Here is a 17,148-nt window from a genome sequence, read left to right on the forward strand (position 1 = left end):
AGTACATCATGAAAATCAGAGTCCAATCCATCCACTTCAATGCCGACAAAAAACTATTGGATTTTATCCAAAAAAAAGCAGACAAGCTTGATCTTTTTTTCGACCAGATTATTAGCGGCGAAGTTTATTTAAAACTTGAGAATGTTGAAGATGAAGCCAATAAGGTTACCGAGATAAAGGTAACGTTGCCGGGCAACCAGTTATTTGCCAAGCACCAGTGCAAAACGTTCGAAGAAGGGACAGATTTAGCCATCGAATCGCTGATAAAGCAGATAGATAAGCATAAACAAAAGAAAGTTAAGGGGGTTGAAGCTGTTAACAAAGCTGTTTTATCCATCCTGGCCGACGAAGTATAGGCGCAAAAACACCGTTTTTTGATGAAAATCGGCAGGTAAATAACCTGTCGATTTTTTTTATAAAAAAATTTTGTTCAGGGTTTAAAATGTGTAGATTTGCAATCCCTTTTGGAGAGGTAGTCAACACGCACCTCGTAATTCAAATGGATTGTTCTTAAAAATAGTTTTGCCTCCTTAGCTCAGCTGGTAGAGCGACTGACTTGTAATCAGTAGGTCATTGGTTCGATCCCGATAGGAGGCTCTCTTGATTTCGAATATTCGATTTCGGATTTTTTCTCTTAAGGGTTTAAATTCGAAATTGTGAATCGGAAATCCGAAATTGAGACGGGGGGATACCAGAGCGGTCAAATGGGACGGACTGTAAATCCGTTGCTTCGGCTACGAAGGTTCGAATCCTTCTCCCCCCACGGGATAATTTTTGAGTGATTGAATGAGCGAGTTATTGATTAATCAATCATTCATTAAATCAATCACTCAAACTTTAAACAAAAGCGGAAGTAGCTCAGTTGGTAGAGCGATAGCCTTCCAAGCTATAGGTCGCGAGTTCGAACCTCGTCTTCCGCTCGAGACTTGGTTCATTGGTTTAACTGTTCATGAGTTCATTGGTTTGAACAAATGAACCAATCAACAAATGAACTGCTGAACTTTAAAAGCCGACGTAGCTCAGGGGTAGAGCACTTCCTTGGTAAGGAAGAGGTCATGGGTTCAAATCCCATTGTTGGCTCAAAATTGTGTATTATAATAATTAGAAAATAAATTAACCTACAAACATTTTATAAATCATGGCAAAAGAAAAGTTTGACCGCAGCAAGCCGCACTTAAACATCGGTACTATCGGTCACGTTGACCACGGCAAAACAACCCTTACAGCAGCTATCACAAAAGTATTAGCTGATGCAGGTTTATCAGAAGCCCGTTCATTTGATTCAATTGACTCGGCTCCTGAAGAAAAAGAGCGTGGTATTACTATTAACACTGCGCACGTTGAGTACTCGACTGCAACCCGTCACTACGCACACGTTGACTGCCCGGGTCACGCTGACTATGTGAAAAACATGGTTACAGGTGCTGCCCAAATGGACGGTGCTATCATCGTAGTTGCTGCAACTGACGGTCCGATGCCGCAAACACGCGAGCACATCCTGTTGGCACGCCAGGTAGGTGTACCTGCATTGGTTGTGTTTATGAATAAAGTGGATATGGTTGATGATCCGGAATTGTTAGAGCTTGTTGAGATGGAAATCCGCGAACTGTTATCGTTCTACGAATATCCAGGTGATGATATCCCTGTTATCCAAGGTTCGGCCTTAGGTGGTTTGAACGGTGATGCAAAATGGGTTGGTAAAATTATGGAGTTGATGGATGCTGTAGATAACTACATCCCAATCCCTCCACGTTTAACTGAATTGCCTTTCTTGATGCCTGTTGAAGACGTATTCTCGATCACTGGTCGTGGTACCGTTGCAACCGGTCGTATCGAGCGTGGTGTAATTAACTCTGGCGATCAGGTTGATATATTAGGTATGGGTGCTGAGAACTTGAAATCGACCGTAACAGGTGTTGAGATGTTCCGCAAAATCCTTGACCGTGGCGAAGCTGGTGATAACGTAGGTTTATTGTTACGTGGTATTGAAAAAGAAGCTATCCGTCGTGGTATGGTTATTTGCAAACCAGGTTCGGTAACCCCGCACACCGATTTCAAAGCAGAAGTTTACGTATTATCAAAAGCAGAAGGTGGTCGTCACACACCATTCTTCAACAAATACCGTCCGCAATTCTATTTCCGTACAACTGACGTAACCGGCGAAATTTCGTTGGCCGAAGGTGTAGAAATGGTTATGCCTGGTGATAACGTTACCATCACTGTAAAGCTGATCAACGCTATCGCAATGGAAAAAGGCTTACGTTTCGCTATCCGTGAGGGTGGTCGTACAGTAGGTGCCGGTCAGGTAACTGAAATATTGAAATAATTCGGATACCTCGAAAAAAAGGTACTGAACGGTTAATTTTATTACAAAAAGTACCGGGATTTACGTCCCGGTACTTTTGTACTAATATATAAAAAACAATTAAACCCGATTTTTGGGTTTAGGGTATACGGGAATAGTTCAATGGTAGAATAGAGGTCTCCAAAACCTTTGATCAGGGTTCGAATCCTTGTTCCCGTGCAGAATATAATGAAATGGCTAAAGTAACAGAATATATAAAAGAATCGTACGAAGAACTGACCCAGAAAGTAACCTGGCCCACTTGGAGCGAACTGCAAAGCAGCGCGATGTTGGTATTGATAGCGGCTATTATTATAGCGTTCATCATATTGGCCATGGACCAGGCGTTTGGTAATTTGTTGCATTATTTTTATAAAACCTTAGCGTAATATTTTAATAGGATGAGCGATCAATTGAAATGGTACGTTGTTAGGGCCATTAGTGGTAAAGAAAAAAAAGTTAAACAATATATAGATGCCGAAATAAACCGTTTGGGCATATCGCATTTGGTTCCACAGGTTTTGATACCGATGGAAAAATATTATCAGATGCGCGACGGTAAAAAGATAGCCAAGGAGCGCAATTTTTTTCCGGGCTATGTATTGATGGAAGCCGCTTTAGACGGGGAGTTGGAGCACATTATCAAAAATATCAATAGTGTGATCGGCTTTTTGGGCGATAAACAAGGTAACGCCATCCCATTGCGCCAGGCCGAAGTTAACCGTATTTTAGGTAAGGTTGACGAGATGAGCGCGCAGGGCGAAGTAATGAACGTACCGTATTACGTTGGCGAAAACGTTAAAGTAATGGACGGACCATTCAATGGCTTTAGCGGCGTGATAGAAGAGGTGAACGAAGAGAAAAAGAAACTGAAAGTAATGGTAAAAATATTCGGAAGGCGTACACCTTTGGAATTGAATTACATGCAGGTAGAGAAAGAGTAATCTTATTCCGGATGTCGGATTTTCGACGTCGGAATTAAAAAATTAAAAATATAGATAGAGGGATAGGATAAATTCGAAATTGAACATCCGAAATCCGATATCAAAAAATCTTAAATGTTACATAGCTTCCACTTACTAACATTGAGTATTAAATAAAGTAAATTAAAATGGCAAAAGAAGTCGGTGCGTTAGTAAAACTACAGGTAAAGGGCGGCGCGGCAAACCCATCACCACCAATAGGCCCAGCATTGGGTGCTAAAGGTGTTAACATTATGGAGTTTTGCAAGCAGTTTAATGCCCGTACCCAAGACAAGCCAGGTAAAGTGTTGCCGGTAGTAATTACCGTTTATGTCGACAAGTCGTTCGATTTTATCATCAAAACTCCACCGGTTGCTATCCAGTTAATGGAAGTATCAGGTTTAAAGAGTGGTTCGGCCGAGCCAAACCGTAAAAAGGTTGCCAGTGTAAACTGGGGTCAGGTTGAAACCATAGCGAAAGATAAAATGACCGATTTGAACGCGTTTACAGTAGAATCGGCCATGAAAATGGTTGCCGGCACAGCACGCAGTATGGGAATTACCGTTTCCGGTACAGCGCCCTGGAATAATTAATTAATTAAAATCAGTTAAAAGACAGTGGCAAGATTAACAAAAAATCAGAAAGCGGCACTATCCAAAATTGAGGTTAATAAAGCGTATTCTTTACAGGATGCAGCAAGTTTGGTAAAAGATATTACTAATACCAAGTTTGACTCGTCTGTTGATATAGATGTTCGTTTAGGTGTAGACCCGCGCAAAGCCAATCAAATGGTGCGTGGTATTGCCACCTTACCTCATGGAACCGGTAAAACTGTACGTGTATTGGTGCTTTGTACTCCCGATAAGGAGCAAGAAGCAAAAGACGCAGGTGCAGATTTTGTAGGTTTGGATGATTATATTGCCAAGATTGAAGGCGGATGGACTGATGTTGATATTATCATCACTATGCCAAGTGTGATGGCTAAGGTAGGTCGTTTGGGTAGGATACTCGGACCACGTAACCTGATGCCTAACCCTAAATCGGGTACAGTAACTACCGAAGTTGGTAAAGCTGTAACCGAGGTAAAAGCAGGTAAGATCGATTTCAAGGTTGACAAGACCGGTATCATCCATGCATCAATAGGAAAAGTATCTTTCCCTGCTGAGAAAATTTATGAGAATGCTTTGGAGATCCTCCAGATCATATCGAAATTAAAACCATCAGCAGCAAAAGGAACATATTTTAAGAGCATTCACGTTTCTTCAACTATGTCTCCGGGAATCGAAATTGAAACTAAAACAGTAGCGGGGATCTAAAGTCATGAATAAAGAAGAAAAACACGACGTAGTAATTGCCCTTACTGAGCAAATGAAAGAGTATGGTAATTTTTATATTACCGATACTTCAAACTTAACGGTTGCGAAGATCAACGATATCCGCCGTAAATGCTTTGAAAGCGACATCAAAATGCAGGTAACTAAAAATACACTGATCAAGAAAGCCATGTTGGCTATTGACGGCGATTTTAGTGAAATGTACGATGTTTTGAAAGGTTCGTCATCTATTATGTTCTCAAAATCAGGCACTGCCCCGGCAAAACTGATCAAACAATTACGTAAGACAGGTGATAAGCCAATTTTAAAAGCAGCTTACATTGATACAGCGGTATTTGTTGGCGATAACCAGTTAGATGCACTGATCAACCTGAAGTCGAAAGAACAGTTGATTGGCGAAATTATTGGCTTATTGCAATCGCCTGCTAAAAACGTTATCGGTGCCCTGCAATCGGGTGGTAACAAATTGGCCGGCATAGTTAAAACATTACAAGAAAGAGGTTAAACAAACTACCTTAAAGTTTGAATTTAAAAATCACAAAGCATTAATTAAAAATTATAATAATGGCAGATTTAAAAGCGTTTGCTGAACAGTTGGTAAACTTGACAGTAAAAGAAGTTAACGAATTAGCTCAGATCTTGAAAGATGAGTACGGTATTGAACCAGCTGCAGCAGCAGTTGCAGTAGCAGCAGCACCTGCAGGCGGTGGCGATGCACCAGCAGCAGAGGCAGTTCAAACAGCATTCGATGTTATATTGAAAGAAGCTGGTGGCGCTAAATTAGCGGTTGTTAAATTGGTAAAAGATTTAACCGGCTTAGGCTTGAAAGAAGCAAAAGACTTAGTAGATGCAGCACCTAAAGAAGTAAAAACAGGTGTTACTAAAGAAGAAGCTGAAAGCTTGAAAAAACAATTAGAAGAAGCAGGAGCTGTTGTTGAGGTTAAGTAATTTAACCATACAGCTAATTTGACATGAGACTCCGACCCTTTTTGGTCGGGGTCTATTGTCGTTTATATTGCCTAATAGATTTGAGACCATAGATTTGATGTTTGAGTTTTTGCCACGGTTACCAAGGCATTTAAATTGAACCCATCATCCCAACGCTCACATCTAAGTTCTCATAATCTATCTAAGTTTATCAATAAACTAAAATTATCATCCCTTGGCAAACAAAAGTAATCAAAGAGTAAACTTTGCGACCAGCAGGAAAGTATTGGAATATCCTGATTTTCTGGACGTGCAGTTACAGTCGTTCCAGGAATTTTTTCAATTGCAAACCACATCGGATAACCGCTATAAAGAGGGGTTGTTCAAGGTATTTGCCGAAAACTTTCCGATCTCAGATTCAAGAAATATTTTCGTACTGGAGTTTCTTGACTATTTTATCGACCCGCCACGTTACGATATACAAGAGTGTATTGAGCGCGGGTTAACCCACAGTGTGCCATTAAAGGCCAAACTGCGCTTATCGTGCAACGATGAAGAGCATGAGGACTTTGAAACCATTGTTCAGGATGTGTATTTGGGAACTATCCCTTACATGACACCTAAAGGTACCTTTGTTATCAATGGCGCCGAGCGCGTGATTGTATCGCAATTGCACCGTTCGCCAGGTGTGTTTTTTGGACAAAGCCGCCACACTAACGGAACAAAATTATACTCGGCACGTGTTATCCCTTTTAAAGGATCGTGGATAGAATTCGCGACAGACGTTAACAACGTGATGTACGCCTATATTGACCGTAAGAAGAAATTCCCGGTTACCACATTGCTGCGGGCCATTGGTTATGATTCGGATAAGGACATTTTGGAATTATTTGAATTGGCCGACGAGGTTAAGGTAAGCAAATCGGGCCTGAAGAAATTTATTGGACGTAAGCTTGCTGCAAGGGTGCTTAAAAAATGGGTTGAAGACTTTGTGGATGAAGATACCGGTGAGGTAGTTTCAATCGACAGGAACGAGATCATTTTGGAGCGCGAAACCGTTTTAGAAGATGACCATATCGATATGATCATTGACGCAGGTGTAAAAACCATCATCCTGAACAAGGAAGATGCTGCCACCAGCGGTGATTATACCATTATATACAATACATTACAAAAAGATACATCGAACTCTGAAAAAGAGGCCGTTGAACATATCTATCGCCAGTTACGTAACGCTGAACCACCTGATGAGGAAACTGCTCGTGGTATCATCGACCGTTTGTTCTTTTCGGACAAGCGTTATGACCTGGGTGATGTGGGCAGGTACCGCATCAACCGTAAATTGAAATTGACCACGCCTAACGAGGTGAAGGTTTTAACCAAGGACGATATCATCGCCATTGTTAAATACCTGATCAAACTGATCAACTCGAAGGCTGAGGTGGATGATATTGACCACTTGTCAAACCGTCGTGTACGTACCGTAGGTGAGCAATTGTTTGCACAGTTTGGTGTTGGTTTGGCCCGTATGGCCCGTACCATCCGCGAGCGTATGAACATCCGCGACAACGAGGTATTTACACCGACTGACTTAATTAACGCACGTACCCTATCATCTGTGATCAACTCGTTCTTTGGAACTAACCAGTTATCGCAGTTTATGGACCAAACCAACCCACTGGCAGAGATTACGCACAAGCGTCGTCTGTCGGCCTTAGGGCCCGGTGGTCTGTCGCGCGAGCGTGCCGGTTTTGAGGTGCGCGACGTTCACTATACCCACTACGGTAGGTTGTGTACCATTGAAACACCTGAAGGACCGAACATCGGTTTGATTTCTTCGTTGTGTATCCACGCCAAGATCAATAACCTGGGCTTCATCGAAACGCCTTATAAAAAGGTAGTTAACGGTGTAGTGCAAATGGCAGAGCCTGTTATTTACTTATCTGCAGAGGATGAAGATGGCAAAACCATCGGACAAGCCAACGCGGTTTATGGTGATGACGGTGTGTTTAAAACTCCAAAAGTGAAAGCTCGTTTTGAAGGTGACTTCCCGATCATTGAGCCCGACCGTTTGGATTATATGGACATTGCGCCAAACCAGATCACGTCGATAGCAGCTTCGCTGATTCCTTTCCTGGAACATGATGATGCTAACCGTGCGCTGATGGGTTCGAACATGCAACGCCAGGCCGTACCGTTATTGCGCCCCGAAGCGCCGATAGTAGGTACAGGTTTAGAAGGCCGTGTGGCAAAAGATTCGCGTACGCTTATTAATGCCGAAGGTGATGGTGTTGTTGAATATGTTGACGCTAACGAGATACGTATAAAATACGACCGTGATGAACTTGACCGTTTGGTTTCGTTTGAAGGCGATACCAAATCGTACAGGTTGATCAAGTTTAAGAAAACCAACCAAAGTACCACCATGAACCTGAAGCCTATCGTTAAGAAAGGCCAACGTGTTGAAAAAGGACAGGTACTTTGCGAAGGATATGCCACTCAAGATGGCGAATTAGCACTTGGACGTAACCTTAAAGTGGCTTTCATGCCTTGGCAAGGTTTCAACTTTGAGGATGCGATCGTGATTTCTGAGCGTGTGGTATCGCAGGATATCTTTACTTCTATCCACGTTGAAGAATTTGAATTGGAAGTACGTGATACCAAGCGTGGTGAAGAAGAATTGACACCGGATATACCTAACGTATCGGAAGAGGCCACTAAGGACCTTGACGAGAACGGTATTATCCGTGTAGGTGCCGAAGTTAAAGAAGGCGATATTTTGATCGGTAAGATTACCCCTAAAGGTGAGTCGGACCCATCGCCGGAAGAAAAACTGCTACGTGCCATATTTGGTGATAAAGCAGGCGACGTTAAGGATGCATCGTTAAAAACCCCGCCATCAATCAATGGTGTGGTTATCGATACAAAATTGTTCAGCCGTGCCAAGAAAACTTCGAAAGCTGAAGAAAAAGCAGCGATCGAGAAGTTGGATACCAAACATGATAAAGCTATTAAAGACCTGAAAAACTTGTTAGTTGATAAGTTATTCGAGATCGTTAACGGCAAAACATCGCAAGGTGTGTACAACGTTTACAAAGAGCTGTTGGTAGCTAAAGGTGTTAAATTCACCCAAAAAATCCTTTTGGAACTTGAATTTAGTAACATCAACCCAACTAAATGGACCACTGATGATGACAAGAACGATCAGATCAAGTTGCTGATCCACAACTATGGCATCAAGGTGAACGAAGAGCTGGGTGCTTACCGTCGTGATAAATTCGCGATCAGCGTAGGTGATGAGTTACCGTCAGGTATCGTACAAATGGCCAAAGTTTACATCGCTAAAAAGCGTAAGCTTAAAGTAGGTGATAAGATGGCCGGCCGCCACGGTAATAAAGGTATTGTTGCACGTATTGTACGTGATGAAGACATGCCTTTCCTTGAAGACGGAACACCTGTTGATATTGTGTTGAACCCGCTGGGCGTACCTTCGCGTATGAACCTTGGCCAGATATACGAAACTGTATTGGGCTGGGCAGGTAAAGAGCTTGGTGTTAAATTTGCTACTCCGATTTTTGATGGTGCAAGCCATGAAGAAGTAGAAGAGTGGGTGAAAAAGGCCGGCATACCTGAATCGGGCAGAACATACCTTTACAACGGTTTAACCGGTGATCGCTTTGATCAGCAAACTACTGTAGGTATTATCTACATGCTGAAATTAGGCCACATGGTTGATGATAAGATGCACGCACGTTCAATCGGGCCATACTCGTTAATTACACAACAACCATTGGGCGGTAAAGCCCAGTTTGGTGGTCAGCGTTTTGGTGAGATGGAGGTTTGGGCACTGGAAGCATTCGGTGCAGCAAACATACTGCAAGAGATTTTGACTGTTAAGTCGGATGATGTTGTGGGCCGTGCCAAAACTTATGAGGCTATTGTAAAAGGCGAGAACCTGCCAACACCATCGGTTCCTGAATCATTCAACGTATTGGTTCATGAGTTAAGAGGTTTAGGTTTGGATATCACATTGGAATAAGTTGCGGGTTATGGGTTGTGAGTTACCGGTTAAATACCGATCACTCGCAACCCGCAACTCATAACTCAAAACACAAAAAGAGCTATGTCATACAAAAAGGATAATAAAATCAAAAGTAATTTCACCACGATCACGATCAGTCTGGCTTCTCCGGAGTCGATACTGGAGCGTTCAAGTGGCGAAGTTTTAAAACCAGAGACCATTAACTACAGGACCTACAAACCTGAGCGTGATGGTTTGTTCTGCGAGCGTATTTTCGGTCCGGTTAAAGATTACGAGTGCCATTGCGGTAAATACAAACGTATCCGTTACAAGGGTATCGTATGCGACCGTTGCGGTGTTGAAGTAACCGAAAAGAAAGTTCGTCGCGAGCGTATGGGCCACATCAATTTGGTGGTGCCTGTTGCGCACATCTGGTATTTCCGTTCGTTGCCAAACAAGATCGGTTATTTATTGGGCTTGCCTACTAAAAAACTGGATCTGATCATCTACTACGAACGTTATGTAGTAATACAAGCCGGTATTAAAGAAGCTGACGGGATCAATAAAATGGATTTCCTGACAGAAGAAGAATACCTGGATATATTGGATACTTTACCAAAGGAAAACCAGTACCTGGATGACAAGGACCCTCAGAAGTTTGTTGCCAAAATGGGTGCCGAAGCTTTGGAAGAGTTGCTAAAACGCCTGGATTTGGATCAGCAGTCGTACGACTTGCGCCACCAGGCAGCTAACGAAACATCGCAACAACGTAAAAACGAAGCTTTAAAACGTTTGCAGGTTGTTGAGGCTTTCCGCGACGCGAAAACACGTATTGAGAACAACCCTGAGTGGATGATCGTGAAGATTGTTCCGGTTATACCTCCTGAATTGCGCCCGTTGGTGCCATTGGAGGGCGGCCGTTTCGCTACTTCGGATTTGAACGACTTATACCGTCGTGTAATTATCCGTAACAACCGTTTAAAACGTTTGATCGAGATAAAAGCACCGGAAGTAATCTTGCGTAACGAAAAACGTATGCTGCAGGAAGCTGTGGATTCGTTATTTGACAACTCACGTAAAGTTAACGCCGTTAAAACTGAAGGTAACCGTGCATTGAAATCGCTTTCAGACATCCTGAAAGGTAAACAAGGCCGTTTCCGTCAAAACTTATTGGGTAAACGTGTGGATTACTCGGCACGTTCGGTAATTGTTGTAGGCCCAAGCCTTAAACTGCACGAATGCGGTTTACCAAAAGATATGGCTGCTGAGCTGTTCAAACCGTTTATCATCCGCAAGATGATAGAGCGCGGTGTGGTAAAAACAGTAAAATCGGCTAAAAAAATAGTTGACCGTAAAGACCCCTTAGTTTGGGATATTTTGGAAAACGTATTGAAGGGACACCCTGTATTATTAAACCGTGCGCCTACATTGCACAGGTTAGGTATCCAGGCCTTTCAACCAAAACTGATTGAAGGTAAAGCTATCCAGTTGCACCCTTTAACCTGTACAGCATTTAACGCGGATTTTGACGGTGACCAGATGGCTGTTCACGTACCGCTGGGCAATGCTGCCATTTTAGAGGCGCAAATTTTGATGCTTGCGTCGCACAATATTTTGAACCCTGCCAACGGTACGCCAATTACAGTACCATCGCAAGATATGGTTTTGGGCTTATATTACATTACCAAAGGACGTAAGAGCGAGCCGGGCCACACTGTTGTTGGTTCAGGCTTAAATTTCTACTCACCTGAGGAAGTAATTATTGCCTACAATGAGAAGAAAGTTGACCTGCACGCCTTTATCAAAGTAAAAGTAAACGTTAAGCAAAAAGACGGAAGTATAGTTAACCAGTTGACTGATACTACTGTTGGACGCGTATTGTTTAACTTGCATGTACCTGCCGAAGTTGGTTACATTAACGAATTGCTGACCAAGAAATCACTGCGTGATATCATTGGTACCGTTGTTAAGGTTACCGGTATGGCGCGTGCCGCACAGTTTTTGGATGACATTAAGGAATTAGGTTTCCAAATGGCATTCCGTGGTGGTTTGTCGTTTAACCTGAAGGATTTGAATATCCCTGCTGAAAAAGTTACCCTGATTGAGCAAGCTTCGAAAGAAGTGGAAGACGTAATGGCCAACTACAACATGGGTTTCATTACCAACAACGAGCGTTACAACCAAATTATTGACGTTTGGACACGTATCAACAACCGTTTGACTGCAAACGTGATGGAAATACTGTCGACAGATAACCAGGGCTTCAACTCGGTTTACATGATGCTTGACTCGGGTGCCCGTGGTTCGAAAGAACAGATCAGGCAGCTGGCAGGTATGCGTGGATTGATGGCGAAACCGCAAAAATCAGGCTCAGGTGGTGAGATCATCGAGAACCCGATCCTTTCGAACTTTAAAGAAGGTTTGTCGGTATTGGAGTACTTTATATCCACCCACGGTGCACGTAAAGGTTTGGCGGATACAGCGTTGAAAACAGCCGATGCGGGTTACCTGACCCGTCGTTTACATGATGTTGCACAAGACATGATTGTAGGTGATGTGGATTGCGGTACACTGCGTGGTATCTATACAACAGCGTTAAAAGACAACGAAGACATTGTTGAACCATTATATGATCGTATTTTGGGCCGTACATCGTTACACGATGTTTATGACCCGATCACGAACGAATTGTTGGTTTCGGCAGGTGAAGATATTGAAGAAGAAATAGCACGTAAGATCCAGAACTCTCCGTTAGAGGGTATCGAGATACGTTCGGTATTGACCTGCGAAAGCAAACGCGGTGTGTGTGCTTTATGCTATGGCCGTAACCTTGCAAGCGGTAAACGTGTGCAAATGGGCGAGGCTGTCGGTGTAATTGCCGCGCAATCGATTGGTGAGCCGGGTACACAGTTAACATTGCGTACCTTCCACGTGGGTGGTACCGCGTCGAACATTGCAGCTGAATCACAGATCAACGCTAAGTTTGAAGGTGTTATCGAGTTTGAAAACGTACGTACCGTACCTTTCACAACCGAAGAAGGGCCTGTTGAAGTGGTATTAGGTCGTTCGGGCGAGTTCCGGATTGTTGAAGCCGGTACAAACAAGGTTATTGTAAGTAACAACATCCCTTACGGTGCTTATTTATATGTAAAAGACGGCAGCAAGATCACTAAAGGCGACCGCATCTGTTCATGGGATCCGTACAATGCGGTTATCATTTCGGAATTTGCAGGTAAAGCACAGTTTGAAGCGATACAGGAAGGTATTACTTTCCGCGAAGAATCGGACGAACAAACCGGTCACCGCGAGAAAGTAATTATCGATACACGTGATAAAACTAAAAACCCTGTTATCCAGATTGTGGAAAAAGGCAATGTGGTTAAAGGATATAACATCCCGGTAGGCGCGCACATCGCGGTTGACGAAGGTGAGAAGATCCAAACAGGCCAGGTTATCGCTAAAATACCACGTTCGACAGGTAAAACCCGCGATATTACAGGTGGTTTGCCGCGTGTAACCGAGTTGTTTGAAGCACGTAACCCATCGAACCCTGCGGTAGTAACCGAAATTGACGGTGTGGTAACCTTAGGTGGTGTTAAACGTGGTAATCGCGAAATCACCATCGAATCGAAAGACGGGCAGGTTAAGAAATATTTGGTTCCATTGTCGAAACACATCCTGGTACAGGATAACGACTTTGTGAAGGCAGGTATGCCTTTATCTGATGGTTCGATATCACCAGCTGACATCCTTGCAATTAAAGGCCCTGCAGCGGTACAAGAATACCTGGTTAACGGTATACAAGAAGTTTACCGTTTGCAAGGTGTGAAAATTAACGATAAGCACTTTGAGGTGATTGTTCACCAAATGATGCAGAAAGTTACCATTGAAGATGCCGGCGATACCCGTTTCTTAGAGAAAGAAGCAGTTAACGGTTGGGACTTTATGGTTGAGAACGACGAGATATTCGACAAGAAAGTTATCGTTGATCCCGGAGATTCGAACACACTGAAAGCAGGACAAATTGTTTCGTTGAGGAAACTGAGGGACGAAAACTCGGTTCTGAAACGTAAGGATTTGAAATTGGCCGAAGTAAGGGATGCTATCCCTGCAACATCGAGCGCTATGCTGCAAGGTATAACCAGGGCGTCGTTAGGTACTAAGTCGTTTATGTCGGCCGCATCGTTCCAGGAAACTACCAAAGTACTGAACGAAGCCGCTATTGCCGGTAAGATTGACAAAATGCTTGGTTTGAAAGAAAACGTTATAGTTGGCCACTTAATTCCATCAGGAACAGGTTTACGTGTATACGAAAATATCCGCGTAGGCTCGAAAGAGGAATTTGACCGCTTAATGGCTTCGAAAACCGAAGAAGTTGAAGCTTAATTGAACAGCAATTAAATAAAGTTTATCAAGTCCTCTCTTTTAAGAGAGGACTTTTTTATTTTTATCCCACGATGGAAGAACAACACGACAACCAGCTGAACATTGAACTATCGGAAGAGATAGCCGAGGGTATATACTCAAACCTGGCCATCATCACACATTCCAACTCGGAGTTTGTGCTGGATTTTATCAGGATTATGCCGGGCGTACCGAAAGCAAGGGTAAAATCGAGAATCATATTAACGCCCGAGCACGCCAAACGTTTGCTTACCGCTTTGAGCGATAATGTTGAAAAATTTGAGGCAGTAAATGGCCGCATCAAGATACAGGATGAGCATATTGGCTTCCCGATGAATTTTGGCGGGACTGTTGGCCAGGCGTAATATGATGGCTTTTGGTAAAGCCGATTTTTGAAACCTTAACTTCATTTTTTATATCTTCGTGCTCAATTATTGGGGTTTATAGCCCTGATTGTTTATTTATTTCTACAAATTTCTGCAATGCAAAACCTGAAAAAACTGATTGAAGAGGCCTGGGAAGACAGGAACCTGATTACTTATAAAGAATACATCAACGCCATTGAAACCGTAATTGACCATTTGGACAAAGGCGAGTTGCGTTGCGCCGAAAAGATTGGCTCGCGCTGGCATGTGAACGACTGGATAAAAAAAGCGGTAATACTGTACTTCCCGACAAGGAGTATGGAGGTGATAGAAACCGGCCCTTTTGTGTTTCATGACAAAATGAAACTGAAAACCAATTACAAGGAACTTGGCGTGCGTGTGGTACCACATGGTATAGCCCGTTACGGCGCATTTTTGGCCCGTGGGGTTATCATGATGCCATCGTATGTAAATATTGGCGCATATGTTGACGAAGGTACCATGGTTGATACCTGGGCCACGGTAGGCTCGTGCGCGCAGATCGGTAAGCATGTGCATTTGAGCGGCGGCGTTGGTATTGGCGGTGTGTTGGAACCTGTGCAAGGTGCCCCCGTAATTATTGAAGATAATTGCTTTTTAGGCTCGCGCGCTATTGTAGTTGAAGGTGTGCATTTGGAAGAGGAGGTGGTGTTAGGCGCTAATGTGGTGCTGACCGCATCGACCAAAATTATTGATGTTACCGGCGATGAACCTGTTGAATACAAAAGCTTTGTGCCGGCACGTTCGGTAGTGATACCGGGGTCGTATACCAAAAAATTCCCGGCGGGCGATTATCAGGTGCCTTGCGCATTGATCATCGGCAAACGCAAAGCATCTACAGATAAAAAAACCTCGTTGAACGACGCCTTGCGCGAGAATAACGTAGCCGTATAAATTGTTGGAAAGTTGGAATGTTTTAAAGTTGTAATGTTACAATGTTGGAAGGTTGTAGTGTTGCAATGCTTTAATTTGGAACGTTGGGCATATCGTTATAGCTTAATTTATTAGATAGATAGACAAACAACATTACAATCTTCAAACTTTTCAACTTTCCAACAATAAAAAAATGAAAATAGGATACGAAGCCAAACGGGCATTTTTGAACACTACCGGGCTGGGTAATTACAGCCGAGGGGTAATCAGGATGATGGCTTTGGACTATCCGGACAACGAATACCTGTTGTATACGCCGAAGAAGAGGCGGAACGGCCTGAATTTTCTTGAAGGGTTGAACAATGTAAAGACCATTAGCCCTAAGAGTAAGTTTTTTACATCGTTATGGCGCAGTAAGGGTGTTATTGTGGACCTGAAACGGGACGGGGTTGAAGTGTATCATGGATTGAGCCATGAGCTGCCGATGGGCATCCACACCACGGGCATCAAATCGGTTGTAACCGTGCACGATTTGATATTTGTGCGCTTTCCGCAGTATTTTGGTTTTGTTAGTCGTAAGATATATGGTGCCAAAGTAGGCTATGCCTGTAAGCATGCCGATGCCATTGTCGCGGTAAGCGGGAAAACAAAAGCCGACCTTGTTGAGCTTTTGGGTGTTGATGCCGGTAAAATACAAGTGATATACCAGGGCTGCGACGATAGTTTCAAAGCGAGACAATCGCTGAAAAGGAAAACTGAGGTAAAAGATAAATACCACCTGCCCGACAATTATATACTGAACGTGGGCACCATTGAGCCCCGCAAAAATTTATTGGTACTGGTTAAAGCATTAAAGCAATTGCCCGATGTAAAACTGGTGGTGATAGGTAAACAAAGCCCATATATCAAGCAAATCAGGCGGTATATTATTGCTAATCAGTTTGAGAAGCGGGTTATTTTTTTGAGTAACGTGCGTTTTGACGAACTGCCCGCCATATATCAGTTGGCATCGGTATTTGTTTACCCGTCGCGCTACGAGGGTTTTGGCATTCCGGTTTTAGAGGCATTGGTATCGGGCACGCCGGTGGTAGCTGCTACAGGCTCATGCCTGGAAGAAGCGGGAGGACCTGATAGTTTATATGTTGACCCGGACGATGAAAAAGGGTTTGCCGATAAAATAGCGTTGGTTTTGAACGATACCGCCCTAAGTCAGCAGATGGTTGAAAAAGGGATGCAGTATGCCGGAAAATTTGAAGAGAAAAAGTTAGCGGCCCAGATGATGGGCGTGTACAAAAATATATTGACGAATGCTTAAAGACGAAGTTGCCAAGGCATTAAAAGTATTACAGGACGGCGGTATCATCTTATATCCCACCGATACCATTTGGGGTATAGGCTGCGATGCTACCAATGCCGAAGCCGTAAAGAAAGTATATGCGCTAAAACAGCGCGATGAGGCCAAAAGTTTGATTGTTTTGGTGGATACCGACAATAAATTGCCCAGCTATATAACAGAAGTGCCCGATATAGCTTACGACCTGATTGAGTATGCCGAAAGTCCGTTGACGTTGGTGATGCCGGGCGCTAAAAATTTGGCCCCCAACCTGATAGCGGAAGACGGGAGTGTGGGACTGCGGGTAACCAGCCATGAGTTTTGCAAACAGTTGATACAGCGTTTCCGGAAACCTATTGTATCAACTTCGGCAAATATTAGCGGACAACCATCGCCGAAAAACTTTAGCGGTGTTGCCGATGAGATAATAGAAGGTGTTGATTATGTGGTTGATGTAGATCAACATGATATGACAGAGAAGAAACCGTCGACCATTATGCGGTTGGAACCCGATGGCAGGTTCGAATTTATACGCAGGTAATATTT

General features: G+C 43.3%; 14 protein-coding genes and 5 tRNA genes. All 19 read left to right on the forward strand.

Features of this window, described 5'->3' with window-relative positions; translation table 11 throughout:
* Positions 1 to 8: 8 nt before the first annotated feature.
* The 19 genes from QZX97_RS11920 to QZX97_RS12010 all read left to right on the forward strand — a co-directional run bounded on the left by QZX97_RS11920 (position 9) and on the right by QZX97_RS12010 (position 17,143).
* Positions 9 to 356, forward strand: a complete 348-nt coding sequence (locus QZX97_RS11920; protein WP_295655680.1) for an HPF/RaiA family ribosome-associated protein — start codon at positions 9 to 11, stop codon at positions 354 to 356.
* 168 nt (positions 357 to 524) lie between these two features.
* Positions 525 to 597, forward strand: a tRNA-Thr gene (locus QZX97_RS11925).
* An 85-nt stretch (positions 598 to 682) separates the two neighbouring features.
* Positions 683 to 763 (forward strand) — tRNA-Tyr (locus QZX97_RS11930).
* Between the two features lie 84 nt (positions 764 to 847).
* A tRNA-Gly gene (locus QZX97_RS11935) sits at positions 848 to 920 on the forward strand.
* An 88-nt stretch (positions 921 to 1,008) separates the two neighbouring features.
* Positions 1,009 to 1,080: transfer RNA gene (locus tag QZX97_RS11940), tRNA-Thr, on the forward strand.
* Between the two features lie 58 nt (positions 1,081 to 1,138).
* Positions 1,139 to 2,326, forward strand: coding sequence for an elongation factor Tu (gene tuf / locus QZX97_RS11945; RefSeq protein WP_295655679.1), 1,188 nt, complete (start codon positions 1,139 to 1,141; stop codon positions 2,324 to 2,326).
* Between the two features lie 127 nt (positions 2,327 to 2,453).
* Positions 2,454 to 2,524, forward strand: a tRNA-Trp gene (locus QZX97_RS11950).
* A gap of 14 nt (positions 2,525 to 2,538) precedes the next feature.
* Positions 2,539 to 2,733 carry a preprotein translocase subunit SecE gene (gene secE, locus QZX97_RS11955; RefSeq protein ID WP_295655678.1) on the forward strand — a complete coding sequence of 65 codons (195 nt, stop codon included), beginning with the start codon at positions 2,539 to 2,541 and terminating at the stop codon, positions 2,731 to 2,733.
* A 12-nt stretch (positions 2,734 to 2,745) separates the two neighbouring features.
* Complete coding sequence (gene nusG / locus QZX97_RS11960) at positions 2,746 to 3,288, forward strand: transcription termination/antitermination protein NusG (protein ID WP_295655677.1); 543 nt, start codon at positions 2,746 to 2,748, stop codon at positions 3,286 to 3,288.
* 167 nt (positions 3,289 to 3,455) lie between these two features.
* Positions 3,456 to 3,899: a 50S ribosomal protein L11 gene (rplK, locus tag QZX97_RS11965; protein WP_295655676.1), complete on the forward strand. Its 444-nt coding sequence runs from the start codon at positions 3,456 to 3,458 to the stop codon at positions 3,897 to 3,899.
* Between the two features lie 24 nt (positions 3,900 to 3,923).
* Entirely contained in the window at positions 3,924 to 4,622 is a 699-nt protein-coding gene (rplA, locus tag QZX97_RS11970; RefSeq protein WP_295655674.1) for a 50S ribosomal protein L1, read from the forward strand.
* Positions 4,623 to 4,626: 4 nt separating this feature from the next.
* Positions 4,627 to 5,145: a 50S ribosomal protein L10 gene (gene rplJ / locus QZX97_RS11975; RefSeq protein WP_295655673.1), complete on the forward strand. Its 519-nt coding sequence runs from the start codon at positions 4,627 to 4,629 to the stop codon at positions 5,143 to 5,145.
* Positions 5,146 to 5,204: 59 nt separating this feature from the next.
* Positions 5,205 to 5,588: a 50S ribosomal protein L7/L12 gene (gene rplL, locus QZX97_RS11980; protein WP_295655671.1), complete on the forward strand. Its 384-nt coding sequence runs from the start codon at positions 5,205 to 5,207 to the stop codon at positions 5,586 to 5,588.
* A gap of 214 nt (positions 5,589 to 5,802) precedes the next feature.
* Complete coding sequence (rpoB, locus tag QZX97_RS11985) at positions 5,803 to 9,606, forward strand: DNA-directed RNA polymerase subunit beta (protein ID WP_295655670.1); 3,804 nt, start codon at positions 5,803 to 5,805, stop codon at positions 9,604 to 9,606.
* Positions 9,607 to 9,690: 84 nt separating this feature from the next.
* Complete coding sequence (rpoC, locus tag QZX97_RS11990) at positions 9,691 to 13,974, forward strand: DNA-directed RNA polymerase subunit beta' (protein ID WP_295655669.1); 4,284 nt, start codon at positions 9,691 to 9,693, stop codon at positions 13,972 to 13,974.
* Positions 13,975 to 14,045: 71 nt separating this feature from the next.
* The gene (locus QZX97_RS11995; protein ID WP_295655668.1) at positions 14,046 to 14,357 is read left to right on the forward strand and encodes a DUF3467 domain-containing protein; all 312 of its coding nucleotides are present in this window, start codon (positions 14,046 to 14,048) and stop codon (positions 14,355 to 14,357) included.
* 117 nt (positions 14,358 to 14,474) lie between these two features.
* Positions 14,475 to 15,290, forward strand: coding sequence for a 2,3,4,5-tetrahydropyridine-2,6-dicarboxylate N-succinyltransferase (locus tag QZX97_RS12000; protein ID WP_295655667.1), 816 nt, complete (start codon positions 14,475 to 14,477; stop codon positions 15,288 to 15,290).
* 172 nt (positions 15,291 to 15,462) lie between these two features.
* Complete coding sequence (locus QZX97_RS12005; RefSeq protein ID WP_295655666.1) at positions 15,463 to 16,584, forward strand: glycosyltransferase family 1 protein; 1,122 nt, start codon at positions 15,463 to 15,465, stop codon at positions 16,582 to 16,584.
* Positions 16,577 to 17,143: an L-threonylcarbamoyladenylate synthase gene (locus QZX97_RS12010; protein WP_295655665.1), complete on the forward strand. Its 567-nt coding sequence runs from the start codon at positions 16,577 to 16,579 to the stop codon at positions 17,141 to 17,143. Before QZX97_RS12005 ends, QZX97_RS12010 begins: the two co-directional genes overlap by 8 nt.
* Positions 17,144 to 17,148: the final 5 nt, after the last annotated feature.

This window comes from uncultured Mucilaginibacter sp. (genome assembly GCF_903893715.1).
In the GTDB taxonomy this organism is placed as follows: Bacteria; Bacteroidota; Bacteroidia; order Sphingobacteriales; family Sphingobacteriaceae; genus Mucilaginibacter.

What these genes read in the sequence shown, in the direction of transcription:
- QZX97_RS11920 (WP_295655680.1), top strand. Translation starts at nt 9, where the DNA reads ATGAAAATCAGAGTCCAATCCATCCACTTCAATGCCGACAAAAAACTA.
- tuf (WP_295655679.1), top strand. Translation starts at nt 1,139, where the DNA reads ATGGCAAAAGAAAAGTTTGACCGCAGCAAGCCGCACTTAAACATCGGT.
- secE (WP_295655678.1), top strand. Translation starts at nt 2,539, where the DNA reads ATGGCTAAAGTAACAGAATATATAAAAGAATCGTACGAAGAACTGACC.
- nusG (WP_295655677.1), top strand. Translation starts at nt 2,746, where the DNA reads ATGAGCGATCAATTGAAATGGTACGTTGTTAGGGCCATTAGTGGTAAA.
- rplK (WP_295655676.1), top strand. Translation starts at nt 3,456, where the DNA reads ATGGCAAAAGAAGTCGGTGCGTTAGTAAAACTACAGGTAAAGGGCGGC.
- rplJ (WP_295655673.1), top strand. Translation starts at nt 4,627, where the DNA reads ATGAATAAAGAAGAAAAACACGACGTAGTAATTGCCCTTACTGAGCAA.
- rplL (WP_295655671.1), top strand. Translation starts at nt 5,205, where the DNA reads ATGGCAGATTTAAAAGCGTTTGCTGAACAGTTGGTAAACTTGACAGTA.
- rpoC (WP_295655669.1), top strand. Translation starts at nt 9,691, where the DNA reads ATGTCATACAAAAAGGATAATAAAATCAAAAGTAATTTCACCACGATC.
- QZX97_RS11995 (WP_295655668.1), top strand. Translation starts at nt 14,046, where the DNA reads ATGGAAGAACAACACGACAACCAGCTGAACATTGAACTATCGGAAGAG.
- QZX97_RS12000 (WP_295655667.1), top strand. Translation starts at nt 14,475, where the DNA reads ATGCAAAACCTGAAAAAACTGATTGAAGAGGCCTGGGAAGACAGGAAC.
- QZX97_RS12005 (WP_295655666.1), top strand. Translation starts at nt 15,463, where the DNA reads ATGAAAATAGGATACGAAGCCAAACGGGCATTTTTGAACACTACCGGG.
- QZX97_RS12010 (WP_295655665.1), top strand. Translation starts at nt 16,577, where the DNA reads ATGCTTAAAGACGAAGTTGCCAAGGCATTAAAAGTATTACAGGACGGC.